At 63.5% G+C, this 21,032-nt stretch carries 21 protein-coding genes and 1 tRNA gene; 12 read left to right on the top strand and 10 right to left on the bottom strand.

All coding sequences use genetic code 11. The annotated features are described in order from the left end of the window. Positions 1-22 precede the first annotated feature (22 nt). From KI794_RS11445 to KI794_RS11430, 4 genes are read right to left on the bottom strand one after another with little or no spacing between them, the layout of a single operon-like run. Positions 23-904 carry a branched-chain amino acid ABC transporter permease gene (locus KI794_RS11445; protein WP_119284621.1) on the bottom strand — a complete coding sequence of 294 codons (882 nt, stop codon included), beginning with the start codon at positions 902-904 and terminating at the stop codon, positions 23-25. Next, a complete protein-coding gene (locus KI794_RS11440) occupies positions 901-1,617 on the bottom strand; it encodes an ABC transporter ATP-binding protein (RefSeq protein ID WP_119284620.1) in 717 nt (238 codons plus the stop codon). Before KI794_RS11440 ends, KI794_RS11445 begins: the two co-directional genes overlap by 4 nt. After that, entirely contained in the window at positions 1,614-2,378 is a 765-nt protein-coding gene (locus KI794_RS11435) for an ABC transporter ATP-binding protein (protein ID WP_119284619.1), read from the bottom strand. The genes KI794_RS11440 and KI794_RS11435 overlap by 4 nt, the downstream gene beginning before the upstream one ends. An 8-nt stretch (positions 2,379-2,386) precedes the next feature. Further along, complete coding sequence (locus KI794_RS11430) at positions 2,387-3,586, bottom strand: substrate-binding domain-containing protein (protein WP_119284618.1); 1,200 nt, start codon at positions 3,584-3,586, stop codon at positions 2,387-2,389. Between the two features lie 409 nt (positions 3,587-3,995). Between KI794_RS11430 and KI794_RS11425 the strand changes: the two genes are divergently transcribed. Both KI794_RS11425 and KI794_RS11420 read left to right on the top strand, forming a co-directional pair. Next, positions 3,996-4,142 carry a hypothetical protein gene (locus KI794_RS11425; protein WP_255808162.1) on the top strand — a complete coding sequence of 49 codons (147 nt, stop codon included), beginning with the start codon at positions 3,996-3,998 and terminating at the stop codon, positions 4,140-4,142. A gap of 102 nt (positions 4,143-4,244) precedes the next feature. Continuing rightward, complete coding sequence (locus tag KI794_RS11420; protein ID WP_119284616.1) at positions 4,245-4,457, top strand: DUF378 domain-containing protein; 213 nt, start codon at positions 4,245-4,247, stop codon at positions 4,455-4,457. An 86-nt stretch (positions 4,458-4,543) separates the two neighbouring features. Here the strand turns inward: KI794_RS11420 and KI794_RS11415 are convergent. Continuing rightward, positions 4,544-4,617, bottom strand: a tRNA-Leu gene (locus KI794_RS11415). A gap of 135 nt (positions 4,618-4,752) precedes the next feature. Next, complete coding sequence (locus tag KI794_RS11410; RefSeq protein WP_119284615.1) at positions 4,753-5,526, bottom strand: IclR family transcriptional regulator; 774 nt, start codon at positions 5,524-5,526, stop codon at positions 4,753-4,755. Between the two features lie 145 nt (positions 5,527-5,671). On the opposite strand from KI794_RS11410, the gene KI794_RS11405 reads away from it, so the two are divergent. After that, positions 5,672-6,379 (top strand): CoA transferase subunit A, encoded by a 708-nt coding sequence (locus KI794_RS11405; protein ID WP_119285029.1) that lies wholly within the window; start codon positions 5,672-5,674, stop codon positions 6,377-6,379. Between the two features lie 2 nt (positions 6,380-6,381). Further along, on the top strand, positions 6,382-7,020 hold the full coding sequence (locus tag KI794_RS11400) for a CoA transferase subunit B (protein ID WP_119284614.1): 639 nt from the start codon (positions 6,382-6,384) through the stop codon (positions 7,018-7,020). A gap of 445 nt (positions 7,021-7,465) precedes the next feature. Here the strand turns inward: KI794_RS11400 and KI794_RS11395 are convergent, their stop codons facing one another. Together KI794_RS11395 and KI794_RS11390 are read right to left on the bottom strand one after the other, a co-directional pair. Further along, complete coding sequence (locus KI794_RS11395; RefSeq protein ID WP_255808161.1) at positions 7,466-8,461, bottom strand: MerR family transcriptional regulator; 996 nt, start codon at positions 8,459-8,461, stop codon at positions 7,466-7,468. A gap of 1 nt (position 8,462) precedes the next feature. Continuing rightward, positions 8,463-9,158 carry a HEAT repeat domain-containing protein gene (locus tag KI794_RS11390; protein ID WP_255808160.1) on the bottom strand — a complete coding sequence of 232 codons (696 nt, stop codon included), beginning with the start codon at positions 9,156-9,158 and terminating at the stop codon, positions 8,463-8,465. A 241-nt stretch (positions 9,159-9,399) separates the two neighbouring features. Here KI794_RS11390 and KI794_RS11385 point away from each other — a divergent pair, with 241 nt between their 5' ends. The 6 genes from KI794_RS11385 (at position 9,400) to KI794_RS11360 (ending at position 16,554) form a co-directional block, all read left to right on the top strand. Beyond that, positions 9,400-10,650, top strand: coding sequence for an alanine racemase (locus tag KI794_RS11385; protein ID WP_255808159.1), 1,251 nt, complete (start codon positions 9,400-9,402; stop codon positions 10,648-10,650). Continuing rightward, positions 10,638-11,972, top strand: a complete 1,335-nt coding sequence (locus KI794_RS11380; protein WP_441776120.1) for a D-arabinono-1,4-lactone oxidase — start codon at positions 10,638-10,640, stop codon at positions 11,970-11,972. Before KI794_RS11385 ends, KI794_RS11380 begins: the two co-directional genes overlap by 13 nt. A 54-nt stretch (positions 11,973-12,026) precedes the next feature. Further along, positions 12,027-12,596, top strand: coding sequence for a LemA family protein (locus KI794_RS11375; RefSeq protein ID WP_119284609.1), 570 nt, complete (start codon positions 12,027-12,029; stop codon positions 12,594-12,596). Between the two features lie 27 nt (positions 12,597-12,623). After that, positions 12,624-13,496 carry a M48 family metalloprotease gene (locus tag KI794_RS11370; protein WP_119284608.1) on the top strand — a complete coding sequence of 291 codons (873 nt, stop codon included), beginning with the start codon at positions 12,624-12,626 and terminating at the stop codon, positions 13,494-13,496. A 55-nt stretch (positions 13,497-13,551) separates the two neighbouring features. Next, positions 13,552-15,009: an MFS transporter gene (locus KI794_RS11365; protein ID WP_255808154.1), complete on the top strand. Its 1,458-nt coding sequence runs from the start codon at positions 13,552-13,554 to the stop codon at positions 15,007-15,009. 72 nt (positions 15,010-15,081) lie between these two features. Beyond that, on the top strand, positions 15,082-16,554 hold the full coding sequence (locus KI794_RS11360; protein ID WP_119284606.1) for an aspartate ammonia-lyase: 1,473 nt from the start codon (positions 15,082-15,084) through the stop codon (positions 16,552-16,554). 161 nt (positions 16,555-16,715) lie between these two features. Here the strand turns inward: KI794_RS11360 and KI794_RS11355 are convergent, their stop codons facing one another. After that, positions 16,716-17,582, bottom strand: a complete 867-nt coding sequence (locus KI794_RS11355) for a fumarylacetoacetate hydrolase family protein (RefSeq protein WP_255808153.1) — start codon at positions 17,580-17,582, stop codon at positions 16,716-16,718. 171 nt (positions 17,583-17,753) lie between these two features. Here KI794_RS11355 and KI794_RS11350 point away from each other — a divergent pair, with 171 nt between their 5' ends. Next, a complete protein-coding gene (locus tag KI794_RS11350; RefSeq protein ID WP_119285027.1) occupies positions 17,754-18,125 on the top strand; it encodes an FKBP-type peptidyl-prolyl cis-trans isomerase in 372 nt (123 codons plus the stop codon). A gap of 110 nt (positions 18,126-18,235) precedes the next feature. Further along, positions 18,236-19,693 carry an NCS2 family permease gene (locus tag KI794_RS11345; protein ID WP_119284604.1) on the top strand — a complete coding sequence of 486 codons (1,458 nt, stop codon included), beginning with the start codon at positions 18,236-18,238 and terminating at the stop codon, positions 19,691-19,693. Between the two features lie 81 nt (positions 19,694-19,774). Here the strand turns inward: KI794_RS11345 and KI794_RS11340 are convergent, their stop codons facing one another. Beyond that, complete coding sequence (locus KI794_RS11340; protein WP_255808152.1) at positions 19,775-20,980, bottom strand: ABC transporter substrate-binding protein; 1,206 nt, start codon at positions 20,978-20,980, stop codon at positions 19,775-19,777. Between the last annotated feature and the right edge of the window lie 52 nt (positions 20,981-21,032).

Below are 21,032 nucleotides of genomic sequence, written 5' to 3'. Positions count from 1 at the left end.
GGCTGCGTCGTGGGGGTTGACATTACTGCGCCACCTTTCGTCCCATGAGACCGCGAGGCCGCACGAGCAGCACCACGGCGAGCAAAATAACGACGATGAAATCGCCGGTGCCGCCCAAATAGAAGTTTGCGAATTGCTGCAACACCGCCACCAGAACCGACGCGACCGCCGCACCCGCGAGCGACCCGAGGCCGCCGACGACAGTCACGATGAACGCGAAGATGAGCAGCGTCTGGCCGAGATGCGCCGACACGAACGTCATGTAGTGCATCGCGAGAACGCCGCCGATGCCGGCTGCGGCGCCGCCAATCGCGAAGACGAGCGTGAACGCCCTGCGTACGTCGATACCGAGCGCCGTAACCATTGCTCGGTTCTCGACGCCCGCGCGAATGATCATGCCGTAGCGAGTCTTCTTGAGGAACAGGATGAGCGCGGTGAGTACGAGGCCTGCGGTGAGAATCAGAATCCAGTACACGTTCGGGATCTTCGCGCCGAGCACGAACGTTGTCTGTTTGAGCCAGGCAGGGCCCGCGACAGTGATCGGGTCGGAACCCCAGATGCCCTCAAAGAGCGCGACGGCTGCGAAGGAGAGACCGACAGTCACAAGCACCTGCTCGATGTGACGTTCATAGAGTGGCCGAATGAGCAGCAGCTCGGTGAGCGTCGCGAAGACGGCGCCCACGAGGGCCCCAACCAGCACGGACACCACGAGCGCGAACCAGCTGTCCGTGCCGAGCGCCTGCGCCGTTCGCCAGCCGATGAAGGCAGCGAGCGTGAGGAAGGCACCGTGCGCGAAGTTGAGCACGTGCATGAGCCCATAGATGAGGCTCAGCCCTGAAGCGACGAGGAAGTAGAGGGCGCCGAGGCCGACGCCGGTGATGAGGGTGAGAACGAGTGCGCTCACAGTTGGATCCCTCCCTCTGCGTGGACGCCGAGCAGCTGCGTGGTGAGCTGCTCGTCGTCGAGAATGTCGGCTGCCTTGCCCGCGTAGGCGACGCGGCCTGAAGAGATCACGATCGCGTCGTCGGCGAGCTGCCTGACGACCTCGAGGTTCTGCTCGACGAGGAGCACGGGGACTGTTGTCGCGGCCTCCGCGAGTGCATCGGCGACCTCCTGCACGATCTTGGGGGCGAGGCCCTTTGTCGGTTCGTCAACGAGTAACAACTTGTTGTCGTTGATGAGGGCGCGGGCGACCGAGACCATCTGTTGCTGGCCTCCCGAGAGGGTTCCCGCCGCCTGATCGCGGCGCGCGACAAGGTCGGGGAAAAGCTCGGCGACGAACTCGCGCCGCGGGTTCGGGCCGCGCTCTGCGAGCGCGAGGTTCTCGGCGACGCTCAAAGAGCCGAACACCTCGCGATCCTCGGGGACATAGCCGATCCCGCGCTGCACAAGCTTGTGGGTTGGCATGGCGTCGATTCGCTCGCCCGCGAGGCGGACCTCACCCGAGCGGGTGATGAGCCCCATGATGCCGCGCAGCGTTGACGTCTTGCCGGCGCCGTTGCGCCCAAGCACCGCTGTGATTCCAGTCGAAGGTACTTCGAACGAGACATCTTCGACAACCTGCTGCCCTGCGATTGAGCATTCGAGGTTGGAGACTGTCAGGATTGGCGCGCTCATACTGCACGTCCGAGATATGCGCTCTGCACGGTGGGATTCTCCATGATGTTCTGGGGAGTGTCGTAGGCGATGATGTTGCCGAAATACATGACGGCGACGCGGTCGACGAATCCGAGGAGCACGTCGATGTGGTGTTCGACCATCAGCACAGTGCACTGTTTTTCGGCCTGCATGTCCCTGATGTTTTTCACGAGCCCCGCGACGTCGCCGGAGGCAACGCCCGCCATGGGCTCATCGAGCAATACGACACTCGAGTCAGTGACGAGCAGCACGGCAATCTCGAGCTTGCGCTTGTCGCCGTGCGAGATATCGCCTGCGAGCGTCGCCGCCTGGTGAGTGAGCCCGACTGTCGCAAGCGTGTCAAAGGCGAGCTGCGTGGCCTCGTCGCTGCGTTTGGGGAAGCGAAGCAGCGACATGCTGCCGCCTGCAGTCGCCTGGGCGGCGAGCCTGACGTTCTCAAGCACGCTGAGGCCCGGGAAGTAGCTGGAGGTCTGGAATGTGCGACCCAGCCCCGCCCGCGCGCGGGCGGCGACGGAGCTCTTCGTGATTGTCTCGCCGTGGAGCGACACAGTGCCGCTCGTCGGGGGAATGAGACCTGACACGACATTAAAGAGCGTCGTCTTGCCCGCACCGTTCGGGCCGATGACACCGACGATAGATCCCTGTGGGACATCGAGGTCAACGCTGTCGAGGATGGTAGCGCCGCCGATCTTCAGGCCAAGGCCCGAGACAGTGAGGGCGGACGGGGGCTGGGTGTGCACGTGTGTTCCTACTTCGCTTCTGCGGGGGCGACGTCGTCTGCGGCGACTGTGGCGACAAGCTCTGGGACGAAGCTGCCGCCCTGTGCGACGAGCTTCACCTGGTACATCTCTTGGATGAGGGCGTGGTCGCTCCCGCGAACGGTTGTCTTGCCCTTCGGGCCATCGAACGAGAAGTCGTTCAGCGAGTCGATCATGGCGTCGACGTCGCCCTTGCCTTCCTTGACTGCCTGCACGACCATGAGTGCGGCATTGAATCCGTCAGGAGTGAACAGGTCTGGCGTGCCACCAGCTTCTTCGACAGCCTTCACCATCGCGGCGTTCACCTCGTTATCTGGAGCGCCTGCGAAGTAGTGGTTCAAGAAGCTGATCTTTTCTGAGGCCTCTCCGTATGCCCCAAATGTTGCGGCGTCGCCGAGTCCCGTAACGACGGGCATTGCATCAAATACGCCCTGCTGGCTCATCGCCTGCCACATCGCGCCCGTCGTCGCCCCTGCCCACGCGACGAACACAAGGTCCGCCTTCGTGTCGAGCACCTGGGTTGCGAACGGCGTGAACTCGGTGACGTCTTCGGCGACGAGCACGGGAGTGATCGAGGCTCCCTTCGCGCCCAGGATGGCCTCGACCGCGGTGACGTTGCCCTGGCCGAACGCGTTGTTCTGGGCGAGCACCGCGACTGTCTTGCCGCTGATGTCGTCGAGGAAGGTGCCAGCCGTCGCGACGTCTTGCGCGCTCTGGCGGCCAGACCTGAACGTGTAGTCGTTGATGCCTGTGATTGCGTCGGCTGCTGCCGGGCCCGAGATGAAGAGCACCTTGTTCTGTGCGGCTTGCTCGGCGACGACAGCGGCGACGCCTGATGAAGCGCTGCCCGCAAGCAGGTTGACTCCCTGCCCGATGAGGTCCTTCGCCGCGGTGACAGCCTTGTCTGGGTCGCCTGCGTCGTCGACGTATGTGATGTCGAGCTTGGTGCCAGCGACCTCACCCGTGCCGTCTGTCGCGAAGTCGAGGCCGGCCTTGAAGCCGTCGAGGTACTGGGCTCCGTAGCCGGCGAGAGGGCCGGTTTCGCTCGTGATGATGCCGACGGTGACCGAGGCGGGGCCTTCGGAGTCGCCGCCTGCCTCAGGAGCCGAAGCTGCCGGCGCGCACGCCGACAGGACAAGTGCAGTTGAGGCCACGAGGGCGCCAAACGCGAGTTTCTTTCCGATGCGCATGCGCGTACCTTTCGTCCTTGGAAGGTGGGTTTATGAAACCTGATTCAGGTTGCAAGTCCCAAAGGTAGATCACAAGTGGCGGGGGGTCAAGGGGGTTGATGTGAAGTTGTCTAGCGACTTAGTTTTATCGCCCCGGTGGTTTGTGGCTGGAAGCCAGGGGTTGTGCTGTCGGTGGAATTGATATGCCTGTGAAATGGGGAGGAAATGATGATGATTGCTGAGCTCTCGCGCGACCAGTTGTCCGAGTTTGCCGGCTTGCTTGTTACGTTGCTCATCTTCTTCAGCATTGACGCGAAGTTCAGGTTCCGCAGGCGTGATTCGTCGCAGAAGGTGCTGTTTCGCGTCTCGAGCATCGTCGGTGGACTTGCGGCGGTCACGGCTCTCGCGGTGGTGTGGGTGGAATTTGTTCTTGCCAGAGGACAACGAGATGATCCACGTTCTCGTGTACTTCGTTCCGGCCTCGCTCGCGATCGTCGCTGCTTTTGTGCTCTCGGTGGAAGTCATCTTCATGCGCAAGTCGGGGAGAGAGAGCAGCGACGGGGGTCAAAAAGAGTAGGGGTTCGGGGCTAAGTCCTCGACAATTAGTTAGCTAGGCATGTAATATCTTCGGCAAGCGTTTCGGGGTATCGCCGAGGCGTATTCAACGAGAGGAAGCATCATGAATATCGTGCTCAACATCGCGAAGGTTCTGATCATCGTCGGGGGATTGAATTGGGGGCTCGTCGGGCTCTTCGACTTCAACCTCGTTGATGCGATCTTTGGCGTTGGTTCTGTCCTGTCCAAGGTCGTCTACATCCTCGTCGGGCTGTCGGCGCTCATCGCGATCCTGGATTTCGTGCCGCGCGACCGCAGTGCACGCGCACAGGTCTGACAGGCTCCTGCCTGCCCCCGTTCGGTGTGACCGTCGCCGAACGAGAACGGAGCCCCCGGCATCTCGCCGGGGGCTCCGTGCATTCGTCCCCCCACAGGGATTCGAACCCTGACTGAAAAGATTTTAAGTCTTCTGCCTCTGCCAGTTGGGCTATAGGGGGTGCTGTAATCCTCCCACACTGGGGCGATGCGCCGCGCCGCAATCGGTGCCGCAGCCGCAGCCGCAGCCGGGGCCGCGCCGTGGTCAGGGCCGTGCGTTGGGTGGCGGCGCCGCCACCCAACCCAGACACCAGCCCTCAGTCGCGTGCGAGCCGCTCCGTGAGCCGGTGCGCGTGGTCGAGCAGGAGGCGACCGAGCTCGGGCTGCCGCTCCGGGGCGAATCTGTGCTCTGTGCCGGTGAGGCTCAGGGCCCAGGCCGGCTGACCGCTTGCTGTAAACACTGCTGCCCCCATGCCCCAGCTGCCAGGCACGATGAGCGCCGGGTTCACGGCATAGCCAGTGTTGCGCGTTGCGGCGATCCGGCCGCGGAGCGCGTCTGGCGCATGGGATGCACCGTACTCGACAGTGAGGTCGGTGTCCGAGAGGTAACGTTCCGCGGCGGATGCAGGCAGGTAAGACAGGATCGCCAGGCCCGCGGAGGCCACTCCGAGTGGGAATCGCTTCCCCTCGTGGAGCACGAAGGAGCGGATCGGGAAGCTGCCATCCTGCCGAACGAGGCACACTGTCTCGTTGCCTCGCCTGACCGAGAAGAACGCGCTCTCGCCTGTTGCGGCGGCGAGCGCTGAGACGTGTTCCCGTGCGATTTCGGTGACGTCGTAGCGTTCGGCTGCGACGGTTCCCATGAGAAATAGCTCCGGCCCGAGGAGCCAGTTGCCGGTTCGGGTGTCGCGATCGACGAAACCCTGTTCTGCGAGGGCAGAGAGCAGCCTGTGCGCGGTTGGGCGTGAGATTGACGTGGCAGTAGCGAGCGCGGTGGTACCGATTCCGTCGGGCATCGTTGTGCTGAGCTCGCGCAGCAGCGCCGCCACGCGGCCGACGACTTGTGCGCCCGGTAGCGGAGTTCTGTCCATATTGTGAACGATAGCACGCGATGCACTCAGGGTATGAGCAGTTCAAATCACGCGTCAGCGTGGTGGTTGCGTTACGACGAAACAATCTTCTACGCTCGCAGCAAGGCGGTCCGCGTGACCGCATTGTGAACGAAAGGTGGCAAAGGTGGCATCAAAGACCTGGAGCACCGCCGCGGAGGCAATCGCAGACGTTGCGCGCGACGGAATGACAATCGCTGTCGGAGGGTTCGGGTTGTCTGGCATCCCGCACAACCTCATCGTCGCGTTGCGAGATACAGGAGTGAAAGACCTCACGATCGTCTCGAACAATATGGGCGTCGACGGCAAGGGCCTCGGGCTGCTCCTTGAGAACAGGCAGGTGTCGAAAGTGCTCGGGTCGTACGTCGGCGAGAACAAACTCTTCGCCGAGCAGTACTTGAGCGGTGCGCTCGAGGTCGAGTTCGTGCCCCAGGGCACCCTCGCCGAGCGCCTCCGTGCGGGCGGCTCAGGCATCCCTGCGTTCTATACGCCGACAGGCGTCGGGACCCCTATCGCCGAGGGCAAAGAGGAAGCCGAGTTCGACGGCAAACGCGCCATTCTTGAGCGCGGTATCGTTGCCGACCTCGCGCTTGTGCGCGCTCACACGGGCGACAGTGAAGGAAACCTGCGGTACCGGTTCACTGCAAAGAACTTCAACCCGCTTGTCGCAATGTCGGGGCGGGTGACACTCGCGGAGGTCGAACACCTGAGTGAGGAATACCTTGATCCTGAGCGCATCGACACTCAGGGCGTCTTCGTGCAGCGGCTTGTCGTCGCAGAAGACCCCGTGAAAGACATCGAACAGCGAACCGTGCGCACCCGAGAGGCGGCATAACCATGTGGACTCGTGATGAGATGGCCGCGATCGCCGCGGCAGAGCTTGAAGACGGCCAGTACGTGAACCTTGGCATCGGCATTCCGACGCTTGTTGCAAATCATCTGCCCGCCGGTGTCAGCGTCATGCTTCAGAGCGAGAACGGCATCCTGGGCATGGGGCCGTTCCCCTACGAGGGGGAGGAAGACGCAGACCTCATCAATGCGGGCAAGCAGACTGTGACGCTTGTCCCCGGGGCCTCGATCTTCGACTCTGCGACCTCGTTCGGCATGATTCGTGGGGGACATGTGCAGACCGCGATCCTTGGCGCTCTGCAAGTTGCAGGCAACGGCGACCTCGCGAACTGGACGATCCCGGGCAAGCTCGTGAAAGGTATGGGCGGGGCGATGGACCTCGTCGCTGGGACTCCGCGGGTGATCGTGATTACCGAGCACGTCGCGAAAGACGGCTCACCAAAGATCGTCACTGAGTGCGACCTACCGCTCACGGGCGTCGGCGTCGTCGACCGCATCATCTCCGACCTTGCAGTCTTTGACATCGCCGATGGGGCACTGACCCTCAGGCGGATCGCCCCCGGCCACTCCGAGGCGGAAGTGCGCGAGAAGACAGGCGCGGAGTTCGCGGTCGACCTCGAGGGCTAGGACCCGTCGCGCTCACGACCTCCTCTGCCCCAACCTCACTGCCCCGATCTCACGGTCTCAACTTCACTGCCCCAGCGCCACTGTCCCAACTCTTGGAATCTGCAGTAACTATGTAGGTTCCTAGAGTCTGGGGCATTGGGTGCGTCGATCCCATGGACACGGCTGGTGCCGCTTGGCTCGGGGTCTGCAGGCGTCAACCTCAACTCTTGGAATCTGCAGTATCTATGTAGGTTTTGAGGGCCTGGGGGATTGGGTGCGTCGATCCCATGGATACGGCTGGTGCTGTCTGTCAGGGGCGTGAGCTGACACGGGTCTACTCCAGGCCGGAGCGCGTCAACCCCAACCCCAACCCCTGGAATCTGCAGTATCTATGTAGCTTTCTGAGGGTCTGGGGGATAGGGTGCGTCGATCCCGCGGATACGGCCGGCGGCGAGCAGCCCGACTATCACTCCCGCCCCAGCAAGTATGTGGCGATCCGGGCGACAGCGCGGTCCTTATCTGCTGCGAGCCCTGTGAGGATCGCGGTGGCTGCCGTCGACTCAAACTCCCCGAGCGCCTGCGTGAGCCTGCCGCGGGCGGCGCTCGTCGTGTCCGCGGCGTCAAGCGCAGCGGTGAGACCAGCAAGAATCTCTGTCTCGCGGTGTTGTGCGTGCGCGATCACGGCGAGGGCCTCCGCCGCTTCGACGTCGCGCGGGCCGTGCGTCAAGAGCGCCATGAGCTCGGGAACCGCCGCCGCATGTCCGCGCGCTCCCGCTGCGAGGGCCGCATGCTGGCGTACTCGAGCAACTGGGTCAGCGAGGAGTTCAAGCAGCAACTCCGTCGCTGCATCGCCAGGAAAGTCGGCGACCGCTGTGAGAGCGCGGAGACGCCTGTCAGGATCCGGGTCGCCGAGCGCCTGCCGCAACTGCTCGGGGCCGCCCCCTGACTGCGCGATCGCCCACCTCAGCGCACCGGCAGCGTTCGTGGTCTTCTCTGAGAGGAGCGCCTCGACGAGATGGGCAGCCGATGTCGCCTGAGAGCTGGCGCCAAGTTCGAGCGCCGCGCGCTGCCGTTCGCCTGCGATGGGGGATTCGAGGCCGCGTGCGAGTCGAACTGCGGTGAGCGCGGCTTCCCAATCGCCAGGGGACACTGAAGCGAGCGTGTGCAGTCTGGCGAGCAGCGCCGTGTCTCGGTCGATGCGCTCCTGCGCCTGCGCGGCCAGGTCTGCGATGAGGGCGTCTGGGGTCGTTGTCGCGTCTGCGAGCGCGTCGGCAACTTGGCTGAGGCTCATACCGAGTGCTCGGAGGCCTTCGATCTGCGTGAGTCGCATGAGATCTGTCGCACTGTAATCTCGGTACCCGTTTGGGGTGCGAGCGGCTGGAGTGATGAGCCCCAGCCGCTCGTAGTGCCTGAGCATTCGGGCGCTGACACCCGAACGCTCGGAGGCTTCGCCGATGCGCACGCTAGTTCCCCGAGGTTGCTGAGAACGCCCGGGCGTAGCGGGCTGCGTCGGCGGGGTCGAACGCGAACGCTGCGTCAGGATCAGCGATGAGTCGTTCGGTCGCACCTGCGTGGGAGGCAACTGCCGCGTCGCCTCCCCGAAGCGCAGCTGCGGCGGAGACCGGCCCGGCCGCAGCCTCGCCGAGTGTCGCGAGCGCCCTGCTGAGGCTGCGCATCGTGTCAATGTCGCCGCGGCCAAGCTCGCGAGCGAGTTCAACGGCGAGGGCGTGGTGCGCGCTCTCCGGGGCCACTGCTGCCGCTGCACGCCACGCCGTGCGGGCTATCTCATCGTCCGGCGAGTGAAGGTGGGCATGCGTGATCGCAGGCCAGGCTCGTTCGTCGCCGAGCTTTGAGACTGTGTGCAGCGCCTGCGCCACGGCGCGAGGTACTGCGCTGCGAAGCTCTTCGAGCACGCGGGGGAGGACGTCGTCGACAGGGTGCTGGGTGAGCGCCCAGGTCAGCGTCTCCCTGACTGAAAAGTCTGGCTCGACGCCTGAGCGCGCCACGAGGACTTCGACGTACTCGGCGCGGGGGCGGCTTCCGGCCGTCATTGCTGCTTGGAGCCGCGCCGAGCTGTTCGGAGAGGTGAGAGCAACAGCGAGCGCCTCCTCGGGGCGGCGTGCGGAAGGCTGTGGCTGGGCGTGTGGGGTGGTGTGCATGATGAACTCCTTTCATCAATACCCAACACCTTGACACTGTGTCAAGGTCAAGTAGATCCGTCGCGGGCGGCTACCCTGGCTCTATGGCCTTCGCGAAAGCACTGCTCGTCATCCTGTTACTCGCGGCAATTGTCGCCGGCATCTACACGCAGTTCCGCATCAAGCGCGGGCGCAAGCGCGACGCTGGAGAATAACGACAAGGCCTCGCGGAGCGCCCCAGCAGCGGGACTAGAATGCAGCCATGACCCTCGATCTCGCGGCATCGGAGCTGCGCGCGTCAGCCGACCGCTCCCCATGGCTCTCTCCTGATAACTACTGGGCAGGCATGACCACGGCAACACGGGAGCATTCGGCCCCCGTCGTCGCAGTCAACACGGAGGCGTTGAGCTACAACGCCCACGACATGCTCCGTCGTGCAGGGGGACTCCCTATCAGGGTCGCATCCAAATCAGTCCGCGTGCGAGAAGTGCTCGATGCGGTGCTCGCACTCCCTGGATATGCGGGCGTGCTCGGCTACTCGCTCGCCGAGGCGAACTGGCTGAGTGAAACGATCGACGATATCGTCGTCGCCTATCCAACCGCCGACCGCGCCGCGATCGCCGCGCTCGCCGCAGACCCCCGGGCCGCCGAACGCGTCACCCTGATGGTCGACAGCCCAGCACAGCTTGACCTCATCGATTCAGTCGTCGCGCCAGACAAACGCCCAGACATCAGGCTCTGCCTTGATTTCGATGCTTCCTGGCGCAGCCGAGTGCTCGGACATATCGGCGTCTTTCGTAGCCCGATCTTCACGGCGGAGGGACTCCGCGAGTTCGCCGAGCACATCCTCGGCCGCAAGGGATTCACAATCGCTGGCATCATGTCGTACGAGGCTCAGATCGCCGGTGTCGGCGACGAGCCCGTCGGCAAACCTGCGTCCGGCCTTGTGATGCGCGCGATGCAGCGAGCGAGCCGGGCCGAGCTCGTCGACAGGCGGGCCGAAGCGCTGCAGCGCGTGCGCGATATCGTCGACCTCGAGTTCGTGAATGGCGGGGGCACAGGCTCGATCGAGAGCACCGTCGCCGAGGGAGGCATTACCGAGGTCGCGGCAGGGAGCGGTCTGTTTGGGCCGCACCTGTTCGACAACTACAGGTCGTTCACGCCAGCGCCGGCAGTCGCATTCGCGCTCGACGTCGTTCGGCGGCCGAACGCCGACACTGCGACGCTGCTCGGGGGCGGCTGGATCGCCTCGGGGCCGGCGGGTGAGGATCGGCTGCCGCAGCTCACCTGGCCCGAAGGGCTGCGGTACGCGCCACGCGAGGCTGCGGGCGAAGTGCAGACGCCCGTGAGCGGGGCCGCCGCGCGAGAGCTGCGCGTTGGCGATCGCGTCTGGCTGCGGCACACAAAGTCTGGGGAGCCAATGGAGCACACGAACACGGTCGTGCCCGTCGCGGGCGACGTTGCCGGCGATCCGCTCCCCACGTACCGCGGAGAAGGGAAATGCTTCCTATGAGCAAGCGCTGGCACAACTGGGCGCGAACTGAGTCGTCGACGCCCGCCACTGAGGTTTTTCCCCGGTCAGCCGAACAGATTATCGCCACCGTCGAACGCGCTCGCGACACCGGGCACACGGTGAAGCCGATCGGGGCGTCGCACAGCTTCACCGCGATCGGAGCAACAGACGGCATTCGGCTTGGGATGAATCGCATGCGCGGGCTCGTGTCGGCTGATCCGGCTGCTGGCCGAGTGACGCTGTGGGCGGGAACCCACCTCTGGGAACTCCCCGCGATCCTCGGCCCGCTCGGACTGGCGCTCGCGAACATGGGCGACATCGATAAGCAAACGATCACCGGTGCGACCCAGACCGGAACGCACGGCACAGGTCTTGGCCTTGGCGGCATCTCGACGGGTGTGGTCGGTGCGACCCTCGTGACCGGAACAGGCGAGCTGTTGACCGTCTCCGAAACGGAGAACCCAGAACTCCTCCCGGCTGTCGCGCTCGGTCTCGGTGCGCTTGGGGTGCTGGTGACAGTGACGATCCAGTGCGTTCCTCGCTACCTGCTCCGCGCGGTTGAGGCCCCTGAATCTCTTGACGCAGTGCTCGACGAGTACGTCGACCGGAACCGTTCGGTCGACCACTTCGAGTTCTACTGGTTCCCACACACGACTGGCGCCCGGACGAAGACGAACACTCGAATGCCTATCGATCCGGCGCTGGGGCCGGAAGGGAGCGGCGCACGGCCGCTCGGTCGCGTCTCTCGCTACATCGACGAAGAAGTCGTGAACAACACGATGCTCGGGGCAGTGGTTGGGTTCGAACGCTGGGTCCCCGCCTCCACCCCGTCAGTGAATCGCGCCATTCAGACGGTGTCGAGCGAACGCGACTACATCGATGAATCACACCGGGTCTATGTGACGAACAGGCGCGTGCACTTCCGCGAAATGGAGTACTCGGTGCCCCTCGAGGCTGTGCCTTCTGCGCTGCGCGAGCTGAAAGCGCTGATTGAGCGGCGAAAGTTCCGTGTCTCGTTCCCCATCGAGGTGCGCGCCGCAGCCGCCGACGATCTGCTGCTTTCGACGGCGCACGGACGTGAGAGCGGATACGTTGCAGTGCACAGGTATTGGAAGGATCGCGAGGACAACTACTTCCGTGAGGCGGAGGCCGTGCTCGCCGCGCACGCGGGGCGCCCGCACTGGGGCAAGATGCATACGCTCGGCGCCCGAGACCTGAGTGAGCGCTATCCAAAGTTCGGCGAGTTTGTCGCGATTCGCGACCAGCTGGATCCGGAACGGCTGTTCACAAACCCCTACCTCGACCGCGTGCTGGGGGAGTGACACGCGCCCGCACTCTCACAGCAGATTCATGAGGTCCCGCGCTAGTATTCAGCTATGTCAACCGGATTGGTCATCACGCTCGTCGTCGTCGCCCTCGTGCTCATCGCAGGCATCTACCTCTGGGCTACCTACAACTCACTCGTCACGCTCCGCGTGCGCGTTGAAGAGGCGTGGAGCGACATTACTGTCCAGCTGAAGCGCCGAGCAGACCTGATCCCGGCTCTCGTCGAGACGGTGAAGGGCTACGCCGCACACGAACAGGGTGTGTTCGACTCCGTCACGAAGGCGCGTGCCGAGACAATCTCGGCACAGGGGCCTGTCGAGGCCTCAATCGCTGAGAACCACATGCAGTCGGCGCTGAAGAGCATCTTCGCTGTCGCAGAGGCCTACCCGCAGTTGCAGGCGAGCCAGAACTTCCTCCAGCTGCAGGCGGAGCTCGTCGACACCGAGAACAAGGTGCAGGCATCGCGCCGCTTCTACAACGGCGGAGTGCGCGAGCTGAACACGAAGATTCAGGTGTTCCCGAACAACCTTCTCGCCGGTCCGTTCGGCTTTACGCAGCGCGACTTCTTCGAGGTCGACGACGCGGCGGCAATCGCTGAGCCCCCGCGCATCCAGTTCTAACCCAAGCGACTCCCAGGAGGAGCCAGCGTGTATAGCGCCATTCGCCGGAACAAGATCAATAGCGCCCTCATCATCGTGCTGTTCCTCGGCATCGTTGGTGGTCTGGGCTGGCTCGCATCGGCGATCTACCAGTCACCTGGGATCGTTATAGCTGTCATGGGGTTCGCCCTCGTGTACGCGCTCATCCAGTACTTCATGGCTGGCAAGCAGGCCGTCTCGATGAGCGGGGCTGTACAGATCGGCCCGCATGACAACCCGCGGCTTTATCGCGTCGTCGAGAACCTGGCGATCACCACTGGTATGCCGATGCCAGAGGTCTACATTGTCAACGACCCTGCACCAAACGCGTTTGCAACCGGCCGCGACCCCGATCACGCGATCGTCGCCGCGACGACGGGTCTGCTCGACATCATGACTGACGCAGAGCTTGAGGGCGTCATGGCGCACGAGCTCGGGCACGTGCGCAACTACGACATTCGCGTATCGATGATCGTGTATGGGCTCACCGTGGCGGTTGGCATGATCGCCGACATGCTCGTGCGCATGGCGTTCTTTGGCCGAAATAACAACAATAACAACCCGGTCGTTTTGATCTTTGGGCTCGTCGCGATGCTCGTTGCGCCACTCGTTGCGAGCATGGTGCAGCTCGCCGTGTCGAGGCAGCGCGAGTACCTCGCCGACGCCACAGGGGCGCTCACGACTCGCCACCCCGAGGCGCTTGCGAGCGCACTGCACAAGCTGTCAGAGTACGGCAGGCCGCTACAGAAGCAGCAGTCGAGCATGGCGCACCTGTGGATCGCGGATCCGCTGAAGCCGGGCGTGATGCAGCGCCTCTTCGCGACGCACCCGCCGATTCCCGACAGGATCCGCAGGCTGCTCGATATGGGCGGGAAGATGTAACTCAGCCGTAATAGGCGTAGGGTAGGGGACAGCTAATAAGGGGGTTGTCTACTCAGTGTCAGGTACGTTCCGATCACTCTCCATCCGCAACTATCGGATCTGGTTCTTCGGAGCGTTCATCTCGAATGTGGGAGCCTGGATGCAGGCAACCACGCAGAACTGGGTCGTCCTCACCGAGCTGACCGACAACAATGCCTCGGCAGTGGGCATCACGATGGCGTTGCAGTTCGGCCCACAGCTGCTGCTCGTTCCGTTCAGCGGGGCGGTCGCTGACAGGTTCGACAGGCGCAAGGTACTGCTCGTCACGCAGTCGCTGCTCATGCTGCTTGCGCTCGGCCTCGGGCTGCTGCTCGTGACTGGCGCTGCCGAAATCTGGCACCTGTACGGATTCGCGCTTGGGCTCGGCATTGTGAACGCGTTCGACGCGACGTCGCGCCAGGCGTTCGTCTCGGACCTCGTCGGAAACGACCAGCTCTCGAACGCGGTTGCGCTCAACTCGGCGTCGTTCAACTCGGCCCGTCTCGTCGGCCCGGCGGTTGCTGGCGTGCTCATCGCAGCGATCGGCTCGGGCTGGGTCTTTCTGATCAACGCGGCCTCATTTCTTGCCATGCTTGGTGCGCTACTACTCATCACGACGAGGCATGAGCGGCCCGCTGGCGGTGCGAAGCGGGAGTCGCAGCTGCGGCAGCTCTCTGCAGGCTTTCGGTACGTCATGGGGCGCCACGACATTTTCGTTATCTTTGTGATGGTGTTCCTCGTTGGCGCGTTCAGTATGAACTTCCCGGTGATGTCGTCAACCATGGCGGTCGAGTTTGGGCGAGGGGCGGGGGACTACGGCTTACTGTCGTCAATCCTCGCGATTGGATCGCTGACGGGGGCGCTTCTCGCAGCCAGGCGCCCGGCAGCCCGGATGCGCGTCGTTGTCATCTCCTTCGGAGGCCTCGGCGTCGTGAGTCTCCTCGGCGCGACGATGCCGACGTTCTGGCTCTTCGCGGCGACGCTTGTGTTCTTCGGCCTCGCGACCTCGACGATGCTCACGACCGCGAACGGCTTCGTCCAGACCACGTCCGATCCCGCCGTCAGAGGCCGCGTGCTGGCGCTCTATATGGCGATCCTGATGGGGGGAACGCCGATCGGCGCGCCACTCGTTGGCGCCGCGGCCGACGTGCTTGGTCCGCGGTCGACGTTCGTGATCAGCGGGATCGCCGCGCTCATCGCTTTCGCAATTGGCATGGCATGGCTGATGAGCGAACGCAAACTGCGGCTGCGGTGGGATGGCGGCCCGAGGATCACTCACGCAGGCCGCCCAAACCTCGACGACAGTAGGCGCGGTCAGGTCGAAACTCTCACGGCCCCGCTCGACGTGCTGCGGCGCGAGCCAGAGATCGTTGACCCGCTCGAAGCGAACTGGGATTCGGCGCCGCAGGAGGCGCCTCCGACGACAGGGATCATTCCACTTCCGAAGCCGAAGAATCCGCGCGCGGAAGACGATCCTGAGGGCAACGGAGGGTAGGCTAGAGGGGCTGTGCGGGCCAGCCCGCGTAACCCCTTAAACCACTGGAGCGAGATACTCGTGAGTGACTTCATGTCTGCCCAAACCCGTACCGAAACGGATTCACTCGGCAGCGTCGAAATACCCGCATCGGCATACTGGGGCGTGCATACGGCGCGCGCCCACGAGAACTTCCCAATCGCGCGTAGGCCGATCTCGGTCTACCCCGACTTCATCCGTGCATTCGCATGTGTGAAGCAGGCCGCCGCGCGCGCAAACCTTGAGATTGGCGCGCTCGATGAGCAGCGTGCGACCCTCATTGACCGCGCGTGCGAAGAGATCAAGACCGGTATGCTGCACGATCAGTTCGTCGTCGGTGTCGTGCAGGGTGGCGCGGGTACGTCGTCGAACATGAACGCGAACGAGGTCATCACGAACCGCGCGCTCGAGCTCGCGGGCCACGCCAAGGGTGACTACTCGTACATCAACCCGAACGACCACACGAACCACAGCCAGTCGACGAACGACACCTACCCGACTGCGATCAAGATTGCGCTCGCATTCTCGCTCGGTAGCCTGCTCGAGGAGCTGCGCCTGCTCTCTGAGTCGTTCGCCGCCAAGGGGCGCGAGTTCTCGCACATCATCAAGGTTGGGCGTACCCAGCTGCAGGACGCGGTTCCGATGACCCTCGGCCAGGAGTTCAACGCGTTCGCGGTGACGCTCCGCGAGGACATCGAGCGCCTGCAGGAGGCAGTGTCGCTGCTCGGCGAGGTGAACATGGGTGCGACCGCTATCGGTACCGGCATCAACGCGCCGAAGGGGTACAAGGAGTCGGTGATTCGCCACCTGCGCGATATCACGGAGCTCAACCTTGTCACTGCTGGTGACCTCGTTGAGTCGACGAGCGACACTGGGGTCTTCGTGACCTTCTCCGGTGCCCTCAAGCGTTCGGCGCTGAAGCTCTCGAAGATCTCGAACGACCTTCGCCTGCTCTCCTCTGGCCCGCAGGCCGGCCTCGGTGAGATCAACCTGCCCGCTCGCCAGGCTGGCTCGTCGATCATGCCGGGCAAGGTGAACCCGGTGATCCCTGAAGCCGTCTCGCAGGTCGCCTACGCCGTTGCCGGCTCAGATGTCACTGTCTCGATGGCCGTCGAGGCTGGCCAGCTTCAGCTCAACGCGTTCGAGCCCATCATTGCGCACTCGCTGTTCCAGTCGATCACGTGGCTTGAGCGCGCCTGCCAGACGCTCCGCGTGAACTGCGTCGACGGGATCACCGCCAACGAGGATCGCCTTGAGGACATGGTTGCTCGTTCGGTCACGGTCATCACCGCGCTTGCGCCTGTCATCGGCTACGCCGAGGCCGCGAAGCTTGCAAAGGAGGCCCTCTCCACAAACGCGAAGGTATCAGACCTCGTCGTGTCTCGCGGGCTGCTCGATCAGGCGCAGCTCGACGACATCCTGCAGCCATCGAAGCTCGCTGGTCTCGCGCCTGAGACCGGCGCCATCCCGGTGATTGAGCACGACGCCGCGTCTGGCGACGCGGGCGATCCGAACCCGGAAGCGTAGCGTCTCGGCGCCCGAGCGCCAAGCGAATTGCACGAGAATGGCCCTCCAGGAATTCCTGGAGGGCCATTCTCTGTTGCGAGCCGCCTCGGCTGCCTCGCTCGCGTCAACCGCGTAGGTTCTCCTGGCGCCCCGAGCTGCAGGGCGCGTTTGGCTGCCGTTGACTAGATCGAGACGCAGTGTGCAGTGACAGCGCCGATCTTCTCGATGGTGACGGTCACGACGGTGCCATCGGTGAGATACAGCGGTGGCTTGCGTGACCTACCGGCGCCGCCGGGGGAGCCCGTCGAGATGACGGTTCCGGGCATGATCGTGAGCGACTGCGAGATCGACGAGATGAGCTCTGCGACTGTGCGGATCATGAACTCGGTCGTCGAGTCCTGCACCCGCAGGTCGTCGACATCGGTGGTGATCGCGAGGGCCTGAGGGTCAGGGATCTCGTCTGCGGTCACAACGACTGGGCCGATCGGTGTGAAACCGTCGAACGACTTGCAGCGCGACCACTGCGGTTCGGCGAACTGGACGTTGCGCGCGGTGATGTCATTGATGGCTGTGTACCCAAAGACGTAGTCGAGTGCTTCTTCGGGAGTGACGTTCTTTGCAGGCTTGCCAATGATGACCCCGAGCTCGCCCTCGTAGTCAACTTCCTCGCTGATGCGCGTCGGCAGCTCGACAGTGCCCTGATGCCCGTTCAGGGAGTTGGGGAACAGCGTGAAGAGCACGGGCCCTGAATCGTTGTCGAGCGCGAGCTCGCTCGCGTGCTCGTCATAGTTGAGCCCCACCGCGAGAACGACGGGTGGGTTGATGACCGCGGGGGCGTAGCTGACGCCGTCACTCGGGATTCCCGCACCGTCGGGAAGGTCAGCCAACGCGGTGGTGATACGGGCGAGGGCATCGGGGCCCGCCTCGATCAGTTCCTGCAAATTGGAGAAGGTCTCCCCGAGGTCGCGGAGTGCGACAAACCGGTCACCCCGCTCGATGAAGAGTTCGGGGGTCGGACCGGATTCGGGGGTTAGATGCGCAAATCTCACACAACTAGATTACCGGGCTTTCGTGTTGGAGCCGTTGTCGCGCACCGCCTAAGTTCGCGCAGTTCACCTGTCGCGATTGAGTCTGGGAGGTCGCGGCGGAGATCCTGAGAAGAAGTTCCCCTCTCAGCGAACCTCATGGTGCCGCTGTCGGCAATCGGTCAGAATGGGCCCATGACTGATGCACCGCTTACTAAGCCAGAGATTGATGCACCCGAGGGGCCCGCTCCCGCAGAACTTGAGATCGTCGATATCGTCGTTGGCGACGGCGCGGAGGCTGCCGCAAGTTCCACAGTCGACGTCCACTACCTCGGCGTTGAGTACGATTCCGGCGAAGAGTTCGACTCCTCCTGGAGCCGCGGTGAGTCCGTGAACTTCCCGCTCAAGGCCCTGATTCCCGGCTGGCAGGTCGGCATTCCCGGAATGAAGGTCGGCGGACGCCGCAAGCTTGTCGTGCCGCCGGCGCAGGCCTACGGCGAAAGCGGCGGACACCCGCTTTCGGGCAAGACGCTGATCTTTATCATCGACCTCAAGGGCGTCAGCTAGCCCCTCTCGTCCCTTCACAAAGCGGTACCGCTTTGCGCCCGGGCCCCAAGCCCCGGCGCAAGGTGGTACCGTTTTCCTGTTCAGCCAACACTCAGGAACAGGAGCGGTGCGTGTCAGACGCCACACAACAGCAGGTGAAGGAGCGGGGCTTTCTTGACCGCTACTTCGAGATCACTAAGCGCGGTTCAACGATCGGGACCGAGGTTCGCGGTGGACTCGTAACCTTCGTGACGATGGCCTACATCGTGATCCTCAACCCGATTATCCTGTCGGGCAAGGAAGACGTCGCAGGCAACATCCTCGACTTCGGTCAGGTGAGCGCCGCGACCGCACTCGCTGCCGGCGTCATGACAATTCTCTTCGGAATCGTGTCGCGCCTGCCATTTGCGTTTGCAGCAGGCCTCGGCATCAACGCATTCCTCGCGTTCTCCGTCGTCCAAGAGGTCACGTGGCCCGAGGCGATGGCGATCGTCATCATCAACGGTCTGCTCATTGTGCTGCTCGCGGCAACTGGTCTGCGTCGGATGATCTTCGACGCCGTTCCCGTACAGCTGAAGCTCGCTATTACCGTTGGTATCGGCTTCTTCATCGCGTTTATCGGGTTTGTGAACTCGGGCTTCGTTGATTCGACTGGCCAGTCGTCGCCTCCTGTTGGCCTCGGCCCGTCGGGCGTTGGGTTCATCGCGACAATTCCGACAGTGATCTTCGTCGTCACCCTCGTGCTGACTGGCATCCTCGTCGCGAAGAAGGTGAAGGGCGGCATTCTGATCGGCCTCGTCAGCGGCACCGTCATTGCCGTGATCGTTGAGGCGATCTGGAAGATCGGCCCGAAGTTTGGTGCTGACGGTTCGCTCAACCCCGGCGGTTGGAGCCTCACCGAGCCAGTGCTGCAGGGCAACCCGTTCGCGGTCCCCGACCTCGGCCTCGTTGGGGCCGTGAGCTTCGACTTCGGCAAGGTTGGCGTTGTCACTGTCATCATGCTTGTCTTCACGCTCCTCTTCACGAACTTCTTTGACGCTATGGGCACGATGACAGGTCTGTCGCGCGAGGCTCAGCTCGCCGACGAAAAAGGCAACTTCCCACGCATCAAGTCGGCGCTCGTCGTCGAGGGCGTTGGCGCCGTTGTCGGCGGCGGCACCTCGTCGTCTTCGACAACTGTGTTCATCGAGTCGGGTGCCGGTATCGGTGAGGGCGCTCGTACGGGTCTCGCCAACATCGTCACCGGCGGCGTATTCCTCCTCGCGATGTTCTTCACGCCGCTCACGCAGATCGTCCCGACAGAGGTCGCCGCGGCAGCGCTCGTTATCGTGGGCGCAATGATGATGTCGCAGATCTCGAACATCGATCTCGGCGACTTCCGCGTGCTGCTGCCTGTGTTCCTCACCGCAGCTGTCATGCCGCTCAGCTACTCGATCGCGAACGGCATCGGCGCCGGCTTCATTTCGTGGGTGCTTATCCACGCGTTCACCGGGCGTGCGAAGCAGGTCCACTGGCTGCTCTGGATCGTCTCCCTTGGGTTCGTGATCTTCTTCGCGCGTGGCCCGATCGAGGCCCTGCTCGGCGTGTAGTTCACTCCTGCACGCGAAGCGGCGGTGCGGATCAGCTTGAGCTGATCCGCACCGCCGCTCGTGCTTGCGCCCTCTGCCCTGCTAGTTCCCGAGGATCTTCTGGTAGGCCTGCGCGTACCTGTTGTCCTCCTGCGCGGTCGGGGTACGCATATCGTGAATGCGCGCGGACATCTCGTCGTCAGGGAAGACGAGTGTGTTCTCGGCCATTTCTGGGTTGAGCTTCGCCATCGCGTCGCGTGCACCGGCTACTGGGGTGACGTACTGCACGTACTCGGCGACCTGGGCGGCAACCTCTGGCTCGTAGTAGTAGTCGATCAAAGTGTGAGACTGCTCAAACGCCGCCGTGCTTTCTGGGAGGCAGAACGAGTCAATGAAGAGTGTGGCCCCAGCCTCGGGCACCACAAACTTCCAGACTTCCTCGCCCTCTTCCTCGTTGAGCATCGCCACGTCGCCAGACCAGGCCATGCCTGCGAGCACGGCGCCGCTCTGTAGGTCTTGCGTGTATGAGTTGCCCTTGACTGTGTAAACGTCGCCGTTCTTAATGTGCGCTTCGGCGACCTCGAGAGCGGCGAAGAACTCATCGTCACCCCACGCGTCGCCAGTGATGTCAACCCCCTGCTCGAGCATGATGAGCCCAAGCGTGTCGTCCTGCTCGCTGAGCAGGCTCACCTTCCCCTTGAGATCGGCGCTCCACAGGTCGCTCACCGAGGCGACACCTTTCGGGTAGAGCTCGGCGTTATAGACGAGGCCGGTCATACCCGCCTGGTAGGGGATCGACCACTCCCGCCTCGGATCGAACGACGAGTGCTTCACCATGTCGATCATCTGTGCGTCAACATTCGGCATGAGCGCGCGGTCGAAGGCAGTGAGCTGCTCTTGCTCCCAGAGGCGAATGAGCGATGAGTCTGTGAGCGTGAACAGGTCGTAGCCCGTGTCTTGGTCGAGCTTCAACTGGTCCTTGACCTTCGCCATGAACATCTTGTTGTCGTCAATGTCCTCGAAGTACTCGACGTCGATGTTCGACTGCTCCATGAACTCGCTCAGGCTCGTGAAGTCTTGCGTCTCCTCATCAAAGTCGAGGTAGTACGTCCAGCTCGCCCAACGCAACTTGCCCGCCGAACCGTCGCCGTGGGCAGGCCCACTTGGCGCGCAAGCCGCGAGTGAGGCGGTGCCGGCCGCAGCCGCACCGAGGCCGAGGCCTTGAAGCAGGCGGCGCCGAGTGAGCTGCGTGCTCCTGGCCCGACGAACAAGCTCCGCGATCACGGGATCGGTTGGGGCGTTGCGCATGACTTTCTCCTTTGAAATGCATGGGGTCAACTCATCCACATCATCTCAGACG

Origin of the sequence: Leucobacter aridicollis, from assembly GCF_024399335.1 — a bacterium.
GTDB lineage: Bacteria > Actinomycetota > Actinomycetes > Actinomycetales > Microbacteriaceae > Leucobacter > Leucobacter aridicollis_A.
The sequence above is the reverse complement of the archived record's forward strand: the minus strand, read 5'-3'. Positions and strand labels throughout refer to the sequence as shown.